Below are 15167 nucleotides of genomic sequence, written 5' to 3'. Positions count from 1 at the left end.
TGTGAACTACCAATATTATATCGCTGATGTCTTTACCGACCAGATTTTCAACGGTGCGCAGATAGCGGTATTACCGAAGGCCGACGGCTTGAATGCCGAGCAAATGGCCAAGATTGCCAAAGAATTGAATCTGTCGGAAACGGTATTTCTTTTTCACAAAGCCGATGGCAATAAGCACCGGCGGATGCGCATATTTTCCCCTTTAGGCGAAATCAATTTTGCCGGGCATCCGATTATTGCCGCAGCCTACGTGTTGGCTATGTCCGGCGGTGTAGCGTTAACCGAACCGCTGACTAAACTCGAGTTCGAACAAAATATCGGTGTTATTCAAGTTAATCTGTCCAGTCAGGATGGCCAACCAAGCTTGGTGCAATTTAGCCGTAGCGTCGATTCGATAGTCGACCGCTTTGCGCCCAGCGACGATGAAATTTGCAGTTTCTTAGGCTTGCAGCTTGCGGAGCTGGATCATAAAAAATACTCGCCACGCCTGGTGTCTTGCGGGTTTCCTTATTTAATAGTGCCGGTTTGGAATGTCGAATCGGTGCGCAAAGCCCGCTTTAATTACGCGGCTTGGGCGCAATCCACGGCACCGCAAACCGCGGCGCAGGAAATCTTGCTGTTTTGCCCGAAATCATCGAGCCCGGAAGCGGACTTCAATGCCCGCTTGCTGGGACCCAATATCGGCATCCATGCCGATCCGCCGGTCGGCAGCGCGATACCGGCGTTTTGTTGTTACCTGTGCTCGTTTGAACACACTCAGAAAGGCACCCACACTTTTGCGGTGGAACGCGGTGATCTAAGCACTCGCCGCAGCTTGATCCACTTGGAAATGGATAACAAAGGCCTGGAGAACTTGACCATCAGGGTCGGTGGTCAAGCCGTGTTGTTTGCCGAGGGAACGATCCATCTTCCGGATTAAGGTTTATTCGACCAATTCGAGCCTATTTAACCGACGCCTAAACCATAAACCGGTAGCCCAAATTACCAGCAAAATTTCCAGCACAAAGGATCTGTGCAGCAGAAAATTCAGCCACCAATCCTGGTAGACACTGGGCACCTTAATCAAGGCAAAAGGCTTGTTTACGAAGGGTGCTAACCAGTAGATATTGGTCGAAATATAATCCAGCACCATATGCAACATACCGTTGCCGGTAAAAATCAGCGCCAACACCGGCAGCTTCTTGTGCCGGCAATGCTGAAAACACAGGATTGCCAGCGTTAATAACAGCAGCCAAACGCTGGGGAAGTGACTGAAATAACTGTGATGTGGATGAGCGCGGTGGTCGAAACCATAAAAATAAATCATATCCAGATCGGGCGCGATGCTGCCGAGCAAGCCGGCGCGCAGAAAATTTATCCCGCTGACCCCATATTTTGCAAATCGCCTAAACAGCAGCGTCGATACGATATAGCCGGCCGGAAGATGAGCAACAATCATAACTACCTCGATTTTGTTGCTCGGAACGCTGCTGACAGCCAACGCCCCGAGCCGGTGGGATTTAAATGATTGCCGAATTATCGGTATCGGATTGACTCAGTCCGTACCAATCCAAGCGTCGCGTGATTACCATGGCCAGGGCCAACAAGACAAACATCAGTAAAGCCCCGAGCATCAGCGCGTTATCCTCTGACTCCAACAAGCCATACAAACTGCCGAACAAGCCGCTCAGTAAGGCGCCGGCGCTAATACCGCGTTTGGCGCTGCGCAACACTGCACTGAGATAGAAGCCGATCAATATTACGCAGGCAGCACTGGCGATTACATACGCCAGCACAAAGTCCAAATGCTCCGACAAACTCAATAGCAGCAGAAAAAACATCGCCAAACCCAAACCCACCAAGGCGTATTGCGCCGGATGAATCGCCAGGTTTTTCAGAATTTCGAACAGAAAGATGGCTGCAAAAGTCAGACAGACGAACAGGAAGCCGTATTTACTGGCTCTGTCAGACAAGGAATAGACATTGATAGGTTCCATCAAGCGGATGCCAAAGCTGTCGTAACAACTGATAGCCTGGCACTTACCAAGACTTTCGGCGACGTTCGACGCCAGCGCATCAACCGACCATAACGCATGAAAACCGGCCTCGCCGACTTGCTGGGTTTGCGGATCAGGCAAAAATCGGCCGTAAAAGCTGGGGTGCTGCCAGGCTGAGGATAATTCCACGCGGGTTTGCTTGCCGGCCGGAATAAAATCCAGCGATTCGATGCCGCGTATTTTTAGCGTGAAAGCAAACGGTATGTTGATGGCGCCGAACTCGACCGGCGGTGCATCCAATGACACGTGCATGCCGTTGGCTTGGTGCATGGGTAACTCCGCGCCTTGTTCGAAGGCATATTGCTTGCCGCCCCATTCCATGCCCGGCGCTTCCAGTACCCCGCGCATATCTGCCAGCACGACGCTGGCGTAAGGGGTGCCGAAACTGATCTGGCCGTTATGTAGCGGCTTGGGATTGCCGTAAGCACCGGGCAGTTTCATATCGCCTTTGATGCTGACATTCAGTACATAAGAGCGCACTTTGAACAGGCCGCGCTGCTTGGTTTCCGTAGCAAGCTCGCCGGCTATATTCAGGTGCTCGGGAAGAAAATACAGCAGCCGATTATCGACACGTTCGATTTGTTCACGCTTGGGCAGTCCGTCCTGTTTGGTTTCGATAATCTCGGTCCAGCGCTCGGTGTAAGGTACTATTAACAGCGGACCGAACAATTGCTGGGTGCCGGCGGAACTGGCGGCAATGTCGCTCACCGCCTGTTGTTGGCGTTCGGCGCGTTCGCCCACCAGATTTTTTATCATGCCTATCGGTATCAGCAGCACCAAAGTCAGACCGAACATTATGCAGATCTTTTGCCAGAGTTTTTTTTGCATCGCGTTTATTCCGTGAAGTTAAAAGACGATGAAAAGCATGCACCGGCAAGGTGAGCGGATGATGGTGGGAATGTGAAGCGAGGGTGAAGTGGGCGAGACTGCCTTGAGGGGTAATGCGAGGGGAAGGGTATGGCTAAGCCTTCAGCCATACCCTAAAAAGCTTAATCAATGGTTTCCACCCAGTGACAGCGCTCTTTGACGATAGGTGCGGTGTGTTCGTTAGCGATGCCTTTGGCGATCAAGGCAATCACCCGGTCGTCCGTATCGTAGCCGATATGGGCATCCATCGGATTCGCCAGTTTACCCAAGCCAAACGCATCATAAACTCTGGCGACGTTAATATTGATATTGGTGACATTCACGCATAATCGCGAATCCAGATATTTATTCACGAAATCGTGCGGGATAGCATAGCTGAGTAAATCGTTGGGGTCGCTAAACGCGATCACCGAAGTTTTTGCCATGATCCGTTCATTGTATTTGGCGCCGTCGGCTTGGCAATAAGTGTCGGCATGATTCGCGACTTCCGGTAGTGCCCGTCCCAATTGCAGCATGGGCAATTGGTTGGACATCATGTAAATAGGTATCTCTTTATTCTTTAAAACATTGGTTAATGCGGTGTAGTAACTGGCCGTTTCGCCGTTACCCAGTTTCGAGGCAATTTGTTGCAAGCCGTCGATAGTGATGCGGCTACCCAAACTGTGGGAGATGAAGGCGTAGCTGTCGTTGTAAAACGGTGTGACGTTCTTGGTGGAGCAGGTTTGTTTGACGTCGTCCGGCAGGTTGTTCCAGTCGCCGTGGATCATCCAGCAGAAGGATTGCGCGAATGCCGACAAAATATCCTCGCGTTTCTCGCCCAGATAAATGATAGGGTCCGGTCCGGTATCGTTAGAGAATTTTTTTAACAAATCGTTGACTTCGGCGCGGCGAAACGATTGCTCTCCGGAGTTATCGTAAGACAATACTTCTTTTTCCTTGGCACTAATCTCCGACCAGGTTAGCTCGTAAAACAGCATTTCCTGCGACTTATTAGCATCCAGATAACGGTGGATACGCAAATTGCCCAGTGGTCTCTCAAGGCCTTTTGCATCGGCCAAGCGGATATTTTTGACATTTTTGCTGGTGACGGTCAGATCAAGTTCCTTGGCCAGCTTTTCCATGAACTGGGTGGAGTAACCCGGCAAGTGGTTGCCGACTCCGTGCACCATCAGCAGCTTCATTTTCCGGTCATGCACTTCCAGTTGCGGTTTGATGCCTTCGAATTTATCGCCTTTGATTTCGCAAATGCGGGTGTCTTCCGCTTCCTGCTTTTCCAGAATGGCTTCGGTAATCCCTTTGCCGAGACTGGCGCAACCGTTTAACAGCACGCTGATCGCCAGTATCAGCAGCTTGATGTCGATTTTTTTCATGGCTTGGGTAGTGTTTATTGCTAGAGAGTGGTGGTCTGGGAGCGCAGCCCCCGCGTTAAGCGAATGGCTGCTGCATGTCATGCGGAGATTTTATGATAAATCCCAGTTGCTCGGGAGGCTTAATCGGGGGCGCGAATTGTAAACGCTGGTAAAAATAACGTGTCGGCCGCAGCAACTGCAGCTTGCAGTGCGCGCCAGCTTATTCTTTATCGAGTTTTTTCTTGGCTGCCTCGGCTTGTGCGCCGATTTTTTCGACTGTTTCCCGATATTTGGCCTGAGCCTGATTGGCGTGGTCAGCAATGATGCCGTTATCGGTGTTGGCTTCTTTGATCAAGCATTCGAAATAATCGCGGGATTTTTGTTGCCAGGCGTTGATCGCCGCAATGCTTTTATTGTAGGCATCGATATTGCCGGCATCGATAGTAGGTGACTCGGGCACGGCGCCGCAACCGCTGGGTTGCCAACTGCCGTTGGTCAGGCTGCCGGCTTGCGCGGGGTTTGCAAATAGGATGGGCAGCAAGGCGGCTATTGTTAATGTATGTTTCATCTAGCTAACTCCTTTGGTAAGAAAAAATCCAAGAATACTCAGGGTTACGAATTACAATTTGCGCAATTCAATCAGGGCCGAATTATTCCGCAACCTGAGTAGATTGCCAACGCTGGCGCTGAGCGGTTTAACTCAACATCTGCCGGATATGTTCGATCTCATCTTTAGCCTGGTCGAGTATATTGATACTTAAATCCGCATCCAGATTGCCTTTTGCCAATTTTTTATAAGCCGGCAATTCGTCCAGCTTGGGCATTTGTTTGATGTCTATCTTGCCGATGAAGCTGTGCAATTGCGAAATCATGACTATGTCGCTGTAACTGGCGGTTTCGCCGCTGTCGCGGTGCCAGTTCTCGGCATGAATGATCACGTCTTCAAAGTCGCTGGGAAAATCCCATTTGCGGATAATTTGCACGCCAATCGGGCTGCGCAATTCGCGTACTGCTTCAGCCAAGTCGCCGGGATTAGCCACAATCTCCGGTTGCCGGTCGGCGTAAGCCAGAATCGGCACCACGCCAATGTCATGAATCAAGCCGGCCAACATGGCCCGGTCCGGATCGAAGCCGGGGGTTTTATGGGCAAATACCGCGCTGATCGCCGCCACGTAACTGCTATGCGCCCAAAGCTCTTGCATCTTACGGCGAATCACCGGTGATTTGGCGTTGAACACCGCTTTTAACGCGAAGGCGGTAATAATGTCCTGCGCGGCTTTCAAGCCCAAACGGGTCAAGGCTTCCGGACAGCTTTCGATCTTGCGCCGGCCCCGGTATAGCGGACTATTGGAGATTTTGACCAAGCGCGCAGTAATACTGGGGTCGATTTGCACGACTCGGGCGATTTTATTGCTGTTGGCGTTGGGTTCGTTAATTGCCCGGCGGATTTTTACCGAGACATCCGGGATGGTCGGTAACGCCAATGAATCGGATTGCATATACTTGAAACAATCCTGATACAGACGATTTTTTGCCAGTTTGGCGGATAGCGCTTGAGAATGGGCCTCGGTCATTTACTGTGCTTTATTCGGGCAAGCGGCGGGGGATTGGTTTAAAATCCGCCGCTGCATTTTTAAACGTATTTTTAAGTATAGACACGCTATGAACATAACAGGCCCGGATGTTATCACAACCCTCAGCAGCATCAGAGACTATATTCGCTGGGCTGCCAGCCGGTTTGCCGAGCATCAGGTTTTTCTGGGTCACGGCACGGTCACGCCTTTGGATGAAGCCGCGGCGATTGTGTTGCATACCTTGCATCAGCCATACGATTTGGATCACGGCTATCTGGATTCGGTACTGACCATGGCCGAACGCCAGGCGGTGGTGGCGTTGATCGAACGCCGTATCGTCGAGCGTAAACCGTCCGCGTATTTAACCCACGAAGCGATATTTGCCGGTTTGTCTTTTTATGTCGATGAACGGGTCTTGGTGCCGCGCTCGCCCATCGCCGAACTCATCGCCGAACGCTTCGAGCCTTGGGTGGAAGAAACCCAAGTGTTCAACATCCTGGATTTATGTACCGGTAGCGCCTGCATCGCTATCGCCTGCGCTTATGCCTTCCCGGATGCGCAAGTGGATGCAGTAGAACTGTCGGACGATGCTTTGGCGGTGGCCCAGATCAACATTGAAAAACATGAACTGGATGGCCAAGTCCAACTTTATCAATCCGATTTATTCAACGACTTGCCGGCCAAGCCTTACGACATCATCGTCAGCAATCCGCCTTATGTCGCCATCGCCGAATGGGAAAGTTTGCCACCGGAATTTCACGCCGAACCGGAAATGGGCTTTACCGGCGGCGAGCACGGCCTGGATCTGGTGTTGCGGATTTTGGTTGACGCCAAACGCTATCTGGCAGAGCAGGGCATCCTGATTATCGAGGTCGGTAGCAGCGCCGAAACCTTGCAGGAAATGTTCCCGGACGTGCCGTTCCAATGGTTGGAATTCGAGCGCGGCGGCGACGGCGTATTTCTGCTCACCGCAGCACAAGTCTCTCTTTATCACTCACACTTTGTTAGCGCTTTATAACCATGTCCGGAAACAGCATAGGAAAATTATTTACCGTCACCACCTCCGGCGAGAGCCACGGCCCGGCCTTGTTGGCTATCGTCGACGGCTGCCCTCCCGGTTTGGAACTGTCGGAAGCGGATTTGCAGATCGATTTGGATAGACGCAAACCTGGCACGTCTAGGCACACCACCCAACGCCGCGAAGCCGATGAAGTAAAAATCCTGTCCGGCGTGTTCGAAGGCAAAACCACCGGCTGCCCGATTGGGCTGATGATCGAAAACACCGATCAACGCTCCAAGGATTATTCGAAAATTGCCGAGAGCTTCCGACCCGGCCACGCCGATTACACCTACCAGCACAAATACGGGTTTAGAGATTATCGCGGCGGCGGACGTTCCTCGGCACGGGAAACCGCAATGCGCGTTGCCGCCGGCGCGATTGCCAAGAAATATCTGTTCCAAGAACATGGCGTCTTGGTGCGCGGCTACTTGTCGCAACTGGGTCCGATCAAAATTGACGCATTCGACTGGAACGAAATTCCTAACAATCCGTTCTTCTGCCCCGATGCCGGCAAAGTTGAAGAAATGGAAAAATACATGGATGCACTGCGCAAGGAAGGCGAGTCGATAGGCGCGAAGATTGAAGTGATCGCCAGCAATGTGCCGCCAGGCTTGGGCGAGCCGATTTTCGATCGTCTGGATGCCGAATTGGCTTATGCCTTGATGAGCATCAACGCGGTTAAAGGCGTGGAGATTGGTGACGGCTTCGATTGCATCGACACCAAAGGCACAAAATTCCGTGACGAAATCACCCCGGAAGGCTTTTTAAGCAACCATGCCGGCGGCATTTTAGGTGGGATTTCCAGTGGCCAGGACATCGTGGCCCGGATTGCGTTGAAGCCCACCTCCAGCCTACGTTTGCCGGGCCGTAGCATCAACAGCAAAGGTGAAGTGATTGAAGTGGTCACCGAAGGCCGCCACGATCCTTGCGTCGGCATCCGCGCCACGCCTATCGCCGAAGCGATGGTGGCTATAGTGTTGATGGATCATTTATTACGGCATCGCGCGCAAAACCTGCATGTAAATTCAGGATTGCCGATTCTGCGCTGAATGAGCGTACCTTACTGGCGCTTATCCGGCTTTTACTTTTGCTATTTCGCCACGCTGGGCGCATTCCTGCCGTTTTGGAGTTTATACCTTAAACAAGTCGGTTTCGCCGCCACCGAAATCGGCGAGCTGACGGCGTTTTTGGTAGCTACCAAGATCATCGCGCCGAATTACTGGGGCTGGCTGGCCGACAAAACCGGTCGTAGTTTACGTCTGATTCGCATCACCTCGCTGCTGTCGGTGCTGTGCTTTGCCGGTTTTTTGTACCGCAGCGATTATCTTTGGTTTGCCGCGGTGACAGTGATTTTCAGTTTTTTCTGGAACGCTACCTTGCCGCAGTTTGAAGCGGCGACCTTGTTTCATCTGCAAGCCGAACCACAGCGCTACAGCCAAATTCGGCTGTGGGGATCTATCGGCTTTATTGCCGCAGTTCTGGGCATAGGCCGGTTTCTGGATCAATTTAGCATTGCCTATTTGCCGTGGATTATCGGCAGCTTGATGCTGCTGAATTGGCTGATGGCCTTGGTGACGCCGGAGGCAAAGCCGCGCCTGACCCACAGCAATACTGGCGGCATCTGGCAAATTCTAATGAAACCTGAGCTGCTGGCATTTTTGCTGGTTTATATGCTGCTGCAAGTCGCGCATGGCCCTTACTATGTGTTTTATTCGGTTTACTTAAAGCAGCACGGCTATTCGGCGACCGAAACCGGTTTATTGTGGGCCAGCGGCGTAGCGGCAGAGGTGTTGTTGTTCATGGCGATGCGCCAATTGTTGAAATGGCTCTCGCCGCGCACGCTATTGCTTTTTGCGGTATCACTCAGCGTAGTGCGTTGGCTGTTAATCGCTGATGGGGTGGATTCGCTGGCATTGACGATCATCGCGCAAATTCTGCACGCAGCCACGTTTGGGGTCGCGCATGTCGTGGCTATGCAATTGCTATTTCAGTATTTCGGCGAACGCCATCAAAGCAAAGGGCAGGCGCTTTACAGCAGTATCAGTTTTGGCTTGGGCGGCATGATAGGCAGTCTTTACAGCGGTTACTTCTGGGACATGCTGGGCGGCCGACTGGTGTATATCATCGCCGCTCTGGTGTGTTGCGTGGCTTTGCTGATTACCTATATCGGTGTGGCTCGGCAATCTCGCCTCGGATTGGGTTAAAATTGACAGGTTTCAGGAAAGAGGGATAGACAACGTGTTTGAAGTAATCAAAAACGGCGGCTGGATGATGGCGCCAATCATCTTGTGTTCCATCGTGGCGATGGCGATCATCGGCGAACGCTTTTGGTCCTTGCAGCGTAAACGCATCATTCCCGTCGATTTGGTGCCTTACATCTGGCAATTGCATCGGGACAAGAAGCTAGACGAACCGACGATCAGGCGCATCAAACTCAGCTCGCCCTTGGGCAGAATTCTGGCCGCCGGCTTGCTGAATCGCAAACATGGCCGGGAAATCATGAAATCCAGTATCGAAGAAGTCGGCCGGCAGGTGACTCACGAGCTGGAGCGTTATTTAAATGCGCTGGGCAGTATCGCTTCTATCACGCCCTTACTCGGATTGCTCGGCACAGTAGACGGCATTATCCGGGTGTTTTCAGACATTGCGATAGGCGGGATGGGCGATCCGGCGGTACTGAGCGGCGGCATTTCCGAAGCCTTGATTTGTACTGCCTCCGGTTTGACCGTGGCGATTCCCAGCTTGTTTTTCCACCGTTATTTCGAGCGTCTGGTTGACGATCATGTGGTGCGGATGGAAGAAGAATCGCTGCGCCTGATCGACATCATGCAAGGCGCGCGCGAGGACATTTAATGCAATTCCGCCGCAAACGCCGTACGCAGGTCGATATCGGCTTAATCCCAATGATAGACGTGTTGCTGGTTTTACTGTTTTTCTTCATGGTCGCCACCACGTTTCGTCATCACTCCGAATTGAAGATCAACCTGCCGGAAGCCCAAGGCAGCGACGCCACGGAGCAGGCTAAGACCATCAATTTATACGTCGATGCCAAAGGCACTTATGCCTTGGCCGGTGACGATAACCAGTTTCATGAGCTGGTGAATCAAAACCTGGACGGCTTGAAAGCGGCTTTGGCACAAACTGCCGGCGAGTCCAGATTGTTGCCGTTCATCATCAGCGCCGACGGCAAAGCCCCGCATCAAGCCGTGGTCAGCGCATTGGATGTTGCCAATCAATTAGGCTTTCACCACATCACTTTTGCTATCAACCGCCCGGAAAAATAATGAACCCGAAATTAGTGAAATGGTTTGAGGATGCCTGGTACAAGGAGATGTACATCTCAGCTTGGCTGATGCCCTGGTCGATGTTGTATGTCGATGCCATCCGCTTGCGGCGTTTTTTATACCGCATCGGCGTATTGAAAAAGACTAAATTGCCGGTACCGGTGATTATAGTCGGCAACATCACCGTAGGCGGCACCGGTAAGACGCCGTTGGTGATATGGATGGTCGAATTCTTGAAACAAAACGGCTATAAACCCGGCGTCATCAGCCGCGGTTATGCCGGCACGGCCAACACCAGTCCGCAAGCGGTAACCGCCGATAGCGACCCGGCGCAAGTGGGTGACGAGGCGGTGTTGTTAGCCAAGCGCTGTGCTTGTCCGATTGTGGTTGGCGCCGATCGAGTCGCGGCCGGCCGGCAATTACTGTCAAGCAACGCCTGCGACGTACTGATTTCCGACGACGGATTGCAGCATTATGCATTGGAGCGCGACATCGAAATCGTCGTGATAGACGGTCAGCGCCGCTTTGGTAACGGTTATTGTCTGCCGGTTGGCCCGCTGCGCGAGCCGCAGGAACGAGTCAAACAAGTGGATTTGGTGGTCGTCAACGGCCCGGATGAACTGCTGGAAGACGAATTGCCGATGCATTGCAAGGGCCAGCAACTGATCAACATGAAAACCGGCGAACGAAAACCGCTGGTCGAATTCAAAGGCACGGCTTGCCACGCCGTCGCGGCGATAGGCAACCCGGCACGCTTCTTTGAGAAATTGGCGGCTGCGGGACTGGATTGTCAAACCCACGCCTTGCCGGACCACCATCCGTTTACTGCCGAAGATTTGCAATTTAAAGAGCCGCGCCCGGTGATTATGACCGAAAAAGACGCCGTGAAATGCGCCCGCTTCGCGACCAACCAGCACTGGTATTTACCTATCGATGCCGAACTGCCCGAGGCATTTTCCCAACAACTGTTAAAACTACTCAAAGACAAAGCTCATGGATAAAAAACTGCTCGAGATTCTGGCCTGCCCGCTGTGCAAAAGCTCCCTGATTTACGACAAAGACAAACAGGAATTGATTTGCAAAGCCGACAATTTAGCCTTCCCGATCCGCGATGATATTCCGGTGATGTTGGAAGATGAAGCCCGCGAACTGAGCTTCGAAGAAGCGGACGCTCTGCGTAAATGAGCGGCGGTTTCAAAGTCGTCATTCCGGCCCGCTACGGTTCCACCCGCTTGCCGGGTAAGCCCTTGTTGGACATTGCCGGCAAGCCGATGATCGTGCATGTGTGCGAACGCGCATTGGAAGCCGATGCCGAGCAAGTGGTGGTGGCCACCGACCACCAACGCATCTTCGATGCGGTCAGCGACTTAGGTTTGCAAGCGGTAATGACCGATCCAAACCACCAGTCCGGCACCGAACGGCTTGCCGAAGTGGCCCGGATTATGGGGTGGGCCGATGAGCAAATCGTGGTCAATCTGCAAGGGGATGAACCGTTGATTCCACCGGCTTATATTCGCGATACTGCTCTGGCGCTGGCGGGTCAAGACCAAGCTGGCATCGCTACGTTGGCTGCGAAAATATTGGATGTGGAGGAAATCTTCAATCCGAATGCGGTGAAGGTGGTCTTGGATAAAGATGGCTATGCCTTATATTTCAGCCGGGCGGCGATTCCTTGGAATCGGGCGACGTTTCCTAATAAGCACGATCCAGCTTCATCTGGTTTGCCGCATCTCAGGCATATTGGTATGTATGCTTATACGGTGGGTTTTTTGCAGCGGTATTGCGGTTGGGCTGCGTCGCCGTTAGAAAGTGTCGAGTCTTTGGAGCAGCTTCGGATTCTTTGGCATGGGGAGCGGGTGTTGGTGAAGATTGTTGATCTGACGCCCGAGGCGGGGGTGGATACGGAGGAGGATTTGGTGAGGGTAACTCAAAAGTTTGTTTAACGCCAAGTAGGCCGGAATGAATGGAAGAGCTAAATAGGATTTTTCAATCTAATCTCGATGGCATAGCTGAAACTTTGATTTCGCTCTATGACCTTAAGTTTGAGAAAGAAATTGATGCCTTAAGTTGTCCGCTGACGAGATGGTTAGATTTCCGGTTTCGCTATATAGATCCAGTTCCACGACAAATAGTCTTTTCCAATGCTTTCCCCAAAAAACTTCCGAAAACTGTTGAAGCCGGTTTTCAAAGTCTAATGAACTTGATTCGTTCCGGGGCAGATATAAACCCATATCAGTCAAAATTTATTTCTCGTGTCCACGATACCAGCAAAAAAAGGAAGGCTGAACGCACTGATTTATTGTGGGCCGATTGGGGCTTATTTCATTTACATATCACGGATGTCCCATTACAAAAAGGGGAGTTCTATTCCGAAAGAAAATGCAGTGACGGGGAATGTTGGTTACTTTTTTGTCTTGCGGGTAACTCTACTTTTGCGGTAATCGATATTAGAGAACACAACGAAGGCAATGTTTTCACAAATTTTGAGTTGATCAAAATAATCGAAATTAGCTGGCCTACTTTCATGGAACAGTTATTGATGAAAGGTATCCTTCCATCAAAGACTAATCCTAGCTCAGAGCAACTTTCATCACTGAGGCGAGCTGGTATGGCTGTGCCGATTACTTTGAATGGAAAAGCCTACATTGGTCCTGGCCTTGGCTACACGATGTCTGCTACATCTCTACGAGTACTTGATGGAGTTGATCGAATACGTTATTGGATTAAGCAAGTTGCTTTGCTTGCCGAAAATCAGGAAGGTCAAATTCAACGACATTTGAAAGAGAATTGCATAGCTCAGCCTGATTTAAGTCTCTGCATAACACCAAATGGATTGGCGATTTACGAGGAAAAGTTGGATACAGCTTATGCTTTACTAAATGAAAGATATAAGGATGATCGATTAACTAGGCTGCATAATATGCTTTGTCCTTCTTGGGTGTTGTCTCGTTTGGGATAATTTATTGAATATTGATGTTTCGCTATCGCGAAGCCTACTTTAATCGGGTTCTCGCACCCGAAAGCGAGATACTTTCTTTTGCTCCGCCAAAAGAAAGTATCCAAAGAAAAGGCGGCCCGGATGCCGCTTTGATCCTGCGCGCCGGAGCTTTTATCGAGGGTCGGCAGAAGGGGCTTCCCAGCCCCTCCGCCGCCGTGCGGCATCCTTGCCGCACCCCTTCGGGCTGATCTCGATAAAAGCTCCGGTGCTCGGCGCGGCATACGGGGAAACACCCTTGCTGTGTAGCAGATGTTTGATTATTTATGAAATTCCTCTTGAGCATCAAACCGATGCTGAATTGTTCGCGCACCTCAAGATCGTCATTTCGGCAGGGAATGCCGAATTCCAGACTGCATGGATAGCTCGAAGCTTGCCATCCATGGCACTGCATGCCCGCTCCCGGCGGGCATGACGGATTTTTTGGTTTAGCTTAAGCAGATTGCTAGACAGGAGGATTTTGTCATCGGGAGGGTTTTGGTCCCGTATTTCGACCCCGAGCATCGCAGTTTTTTGCAGGATCAGCCCGGAGGGGAGCGGCAGGGATGCCGCTCGTTGGCGAAGGGGCAGGAAGCCCCTTTCGCCAACCCCTGCAAAAAACTGTGAAGCGCAGGATCAGGGCGAAATCCGGGCCGCCTTTTCTTTGGATACTTTCTTTTGGCGGAGCAAAAGAAAGTATCTCGCTTTCGGGTGCGAGAACCCGATTAAACCAAACCGTCGCGATAGCGACACTAAAAAATATGACCATCATCAACCTCTCCCAAGAACCCCACCAAATCCCCACCCTAGCCCAATGGCACCAAGCCGAATGGTCAAACCTGAATCCCGGCCAAACCCTGGAACACCGCATCCAAAAAATGCAGGCTTATTTAAGCAACAAACTAATTCCGAGCACCTTCATATACAAACATGAAGACCAGCTAGCCGGCTCGGCAGCCATCATAGAAAGCGATATGGATACCCGCCCGGAACTGACGCCATGGTTGGCCAGTGTTTACGTGGCCCCCGAATTTCGCCGGCAGGGCATCGGCTCAGAGTTGGTAAAACATGTCATGTTGCAAGCTAAGGCAGCCGGCGTTGCCACGCTCTATCTGTTCACGCCGGATCAGGCCAATTTCTATGCAAAACTTGGCTGGACTGCAATGGCGGAGGAATATTATCGCGACCACTGCGTGACGGTTATGAGCGTGATTCTAAAAGATCCGAATGTTTAGACTTACTCCAAACCGAGAATAAATGCCCATTGCTCGGCATTCACCGGCATGATCGACAGACGGTTGCCGCGGCGCAGCAAGGCCAGATCGCCTAGTTCGGTTTTCAGTTTCAATTCGCGCAGACTGATATTGCGTGATAGCTTTCTGACGAACTTTACATCGACCATGTACCAGGTCGGTTTGTCAGGATTACTTTTCGGGTCAAAATGCTTATCGTCCGGGTCGAACGCGGTAAAGTCCGGATAGGCTTCGCGCACCACTTGCATGATGCCGACGATGCCCGGTTCGTCGCAGTTGGAATGGTAAAAAAACACCTGATCGCCGATTTTCATGTCGTCACGCATCATGTTTCGGGCTTGGTAGTTGCGGACACCGTCCCAATGCTCGGTTTGGCCGGGTCGATTAAACAAGTCGTCAATGCCGAAGGTGTCGGGTTCTGATTTCATCAGCCAGTAATTCATAGATGTCCACTTTGGGGGTTGTTGTCAGGTTTTTTATTTATCCCAAACTCAGACGCAATCGGCAAGCAAAATCGCGCAAGAAATTGGCCGAAACACCGGTAGTGTCGTGAGTGCTTGAAGCTGTTGAACTATAAACCTTGGCGAGACTCAAGTAACCGTTGAAACCACGCTTTTTGTGCGCTAAATATTCGCCTGAACTGGTCTAAACTTGACAACCAGCCGGGACCGCACTCAAGCCTATCGTGGTATAGTATCCACACCAGTATTGTCGTTAGATAGATAGTGCTTAAATAAATACATTTCCGCTTCGTTAAATAATGTCAATTA

17 protein-coding genes are annotated in these 15167 nt (G+C 51.4%); 11 read left to right on the top strand and 6 right to left on the bottom strand.

Annotation, left to right across the window (positions count from 1 at the left end):
- Nucleotide 1 precedes the first annotated feature (1 nt).
- Nucleotides 2-919 carry a PhzF family phenazine biosynthesis protein gene (locus ACH5Y9_RS08885; protein WP_445369334.1) on the top strand — a complete coding sequence of 306 codons (918 nt, stop codon included), beginning with the start codon at nucleotides 2-4 and terminating at the stop codon, nucleotides 917-919.
- A gap of 3 nt (nucleotides 920-922) precedes the next feature.
- On the opposite strand, the gene ACH5Y9_RS08880 is transcribed toward ACH5Y9_RS08885, so the two are convergent.
- The 5 genes from ACH5Y9_RS08880 to ACH5Y9_RS08860 form a co-directional block, all read right to left on the bottom strand.
- Entirely contained in the window at nucleotides 923-1438 is a 516-nt protein-coding gene (locus ACH5Y9_RS08880) for a metal-dependent hydrolase (RefSeq protein ID WP_445369333.1), read from the bottom strand.
- Between the two features lie 61 nt (nucleotides 1439-1499).
- A complete protein-coding gene (gene creD, locus ACH5Y9_RS08875; protein WP_445369332.1) occupies nucleotides 1500-2864 on the bottom strand; it encodes a cell envelope integrity protein CreD in 1365 nt (454 codons plus the stop codon).
- Nucleotides 2865-3025: 161 nt separating this feature from the next.
- Nucleotides 3026-4273 (bottom strand): hypothetical protein, encoded by a 1248-nt coding sequence (locus tag ACH5Y9_RS08870; RefSeq protein ID WP_033156297.1) that lies wholly within the window; start codon nucleotides 4271-4273, stop codon nucleotides 3026-3028.
- A gap of 199 nt (nucleotides 4274-4472) precedes the next feature.
- The gene (locus tag ACH5Y9_RS08865) at nucleotides 4473-4820 is read right to left on the bottom strand and encodes a hypothetical protein (RefSeq protein WP_445369331.1); all 348 of its coding nucleotides are present in this window, start codon (nucleotides 4818-4820) and stop codon (nucleotides 4473-4475) included.
- Between the two features lie 127 nt (nucleotides 4821-4947).
- Entirely contained in the window at nucleotides 4948-5826 is an 879-nt protein-coding gene (locus ACH5Y9_RS08860) for an HDOD domain-containing protein (protein ID WP_445369330.1), read from the bottom strand.
- An 88-nt stretch (nucleotides 5827-5914) separates the two neighbouring features.
- Here ACH5Y9_RS08860 and prmB point away from each other — a divergent pair, with 88 nt between their 5' ends.
- From prmB to ACH5Y9_RS08810, 10 genes are all read left to right on the top strand, one after another.
- The gene (gene prmB, locus ACH5Y9_RS08855) at nucleotides 5915-6844 is read left to right on the top strand and encodes a 50S ribosomal protein L3 N(5)-glutamine methyltransferase (protein ID WP_445369329.1); all 930 of its coding nucleotides are present in this window, start codon (nucleotides 5915-5917) and stop codon (nucleotides 6842-6844) included.
- 2 nt (nucleotides 6845-6846) lie between these two features.
- Entirely contained in the window at nucleotides 6847-7935 is a 1089-nt protein-coding gene (aroC, locus tag ACH5Y9_RS08850) for a chorismate synthase (protein WP_445369328.1), read from the top strand.
- Complete coding sequence (locus tag ACH5Y9_RS08845; protein ID WP_445369327.1) at nucleotides 7936-9090, top strand: MFS transporter; 1155 nt, start codon at nucleotides 7936-7938, stop codon at nucleotides 9088-9090.
- A gap of 34 nt (nucleotides 9091-9124) precedes the next feature.
- The gene (locus ACH5Y9_RS08840; protein WP_020481246.1) at nucleotides 9125-9739 is read left to right on the top strand and encodes a MotA/TolQ/ExbB proton channel family protein; all 615 of its coding nucleotides are present in this window, start codon (nucleotides 9125-9127) and stop codon (nucleotides 9737-9739) included.
- Nucleotides 9739-10170, top strand: coding sequence for an ExbD/TolR family protein (locus ACH5Y9_RS08835; protein ID WP_033156291.1), 432 nt, complete (start codon nucleotides 9739-9741; stop codon nucleotides 10168-10170). The genes ACH5Y9_RS08840 and ACH5Y9_RS08835 overlap by 1 nt, the downstream gene beginning before the upstream one ends.
- Nucleotides 10170-11171: a tetraacyldisaccharide 4'-kinase gene (gene lpxK, locus ACH5Y9_RS08830; protein WP_445369326.1), complete on the top strand. Its 1002-nt coding sequence runs from the start codon at nucleotides 10170-10172 to the stop codon at nucleotides 11169-11171. The genes ACH5Y9_RS08835 and lpxK overlap by 1 nt, the downstream gene beginning before the upstream one ends.
- Entirely contained in the window at nucleotides 11164-11355 is a 192-nt protein-coding gene (locus tag ACH5Y9_RS08825; RefSeq protein ID WP_033156289.1) for a Trm112 family protein, read from the top strand. The genes lpxK and ACH5Y9_RS08825 overlap by 8 nt, the downstream gene beginning before the upstream one ends.
- On the top strand, nucleotides 11352-12113 hold the full coding sequence (gene kdsB / locus ACH5Y9_RS08820) for a 3-deoxy-manno-octulosonate cytidylyltransferase (RefSeq protein WP_445369325.1): 762 nt from the start codon (nucleotides 11352-11354) through the stop codon (nucleotides 12111-12113). The genes ACH5Y9_RS08825 and kdsB overlap by 4 nt, the downstream gene beginning before the upstream one ends.
- A gap of 20 nt (nucleotides 12114-12133) precedes the next feature.
- Entirely contained in the window at nucleotides 12134-13129 is a 996-nt protein-coding gene (locus tag ACH5Y9_RS08815) for a hypothetical protein (RefSeq protein ID WP_445369324.1), read from the top strand.
- A gap of 776 nt (nucleotides 13130-13905) precedes the next feature.
- Nucleotides 13906-14379: a GNAT family N-acetyltransferase gene (locus ACH5Y9_RS08810; RefSeq protein ID WP_445369323.1), complete on the top strand. Its 474-nt coding sequence runs from the start codon at nucleotides 13906-13908 to the stop codon at nucleotides 14377-14379.
- A 2-nt stretch (nucleotides 14380-14381) separates the two neighbouring features.
- On the opposite strand, the gene ACH5Y9_RS08805 is transcribed toward ACH5Y9_RS08810, so the two are convergent.
- Nucleotides 14382-14840, bottom strand: a complete 459-nt coding sequence (locus tag ACH5Y9_RS08805; RefSeq protein WP_319962822.1) for an EVE domain-containing protein — start codon at nucleotides 14838-14840, stop codon at nucleotides 14382-14384.
- Between the last annotated feature and the right edge of the window lie 327 nt (nucleotides 14841-15167).

It is taken from the genome of Methylomonas sp. BW4-1 (assembly GCF_052474385.1).
Note: the sequence above shows the minus strand (reverse complement) of the source record. Positions and strands in the feature narration are given on the sequence as shown.

Coding starts and splice junctions, on each gene's coding strand:
- ACH5Y9_RS08880 (WP_445369333.1), bottom strand. CDS start 1,438: ATGATTGTTGCTCATCTTCCGGCCGGCTATATCGTATCGACGCTGCTG.
- creD (WP_445369332.1), bottom strand. CDS start 2,864: ATGCAAAAAAAACTCTGGCAAAAGATCTGCATAATGTTCGGTCTGACT.
- ACH5Y9_RS08870 (WP_033156297.1), bottom strand. CDS start 4,273: ATGAAAAAAATCGACATCAAGCTGCTGATACTGGCGATCAGCGTGCTG.
- ACH5Y9_RS08865 (WP_445369331.1), bottom strand. CDS start 4,820: ATGAAACATACATTAACAATAGCCGCCTTGCTGCCCATCCTATTTGCA.
- ACH5Y9_RS08860 (WP_445369330.1), bottom strand. CDS start 5,826: ATGACCGAGGCCCATTCTCAAGCGCTATCCGCCAAACTGGCAAAAAAT.
- prmB (WP_445369329.1), top strand. CDS start 5,915: ATGAACATAACAGGCCCGGATGTTATCACAACCCTCAGCAGCATCAGA.
- aroC (WP_445369328.1), top strand. CDS start 6,847: ATGTCCGGAAACAGCATAGGAAAATTATTTACCGTCACCACCTCCGGC.
- ACH5Y9_RS08845 (WP_445369327.1), top strand. CDS start 7,936: ATGAGCGTACCTTACTGGCGCTTATCCGGCTTTTACTTTTGCTATTTC.
- ACH5Y9_RS08835 (WP_033156291.1), top strand. CDS start 9,739: ATGCAATTCCGCCGCAAACGCCGTACGCAGGTCGATATCGGCTTAATC.
- lpxK (WP_445369326.1), top strand. CDS start 10,170: ATGAACCCGAAATTAGTGAAATGGTTTGAGGATGCCTGGTACAAGGAG.
- ACH5Y9_RS08825 (WP_033156289.1), top strand. CDS start 11,164: ATGGATAAAAAACTGCTCGAGATTCTGGCCTGCCCGCTGTGCAAAAGC.
- kdsB (WP_445369325.1), top strand. CDS start 11,352: ATGAGCGGCGGTTTCAAAGTCGTCATTCCGGCCCGCTACGGTTCCACC.
- ACH5Y9_RS08815 (WP_445369324.1), top strand. CDS start 12,134: ATGGAAGAGCTAAATAGGATTTTTCAATCTAATCTCGATGGCATAGCT.
- ACH5Y9_RS08810 (WP_445369323.1), top strand. CDS start 13,906: ATGACCATCATCAACCTCTCCCAAGAACCCCACCAAATCCCCACCCTA.
- ACH5Y9_RS08805 (WP_319962822.1), bottom strand. CDS start 14,840: ATGAATTACTGGCTGATGAAATCAGAACCCGACACCTTCGGCATTGAC.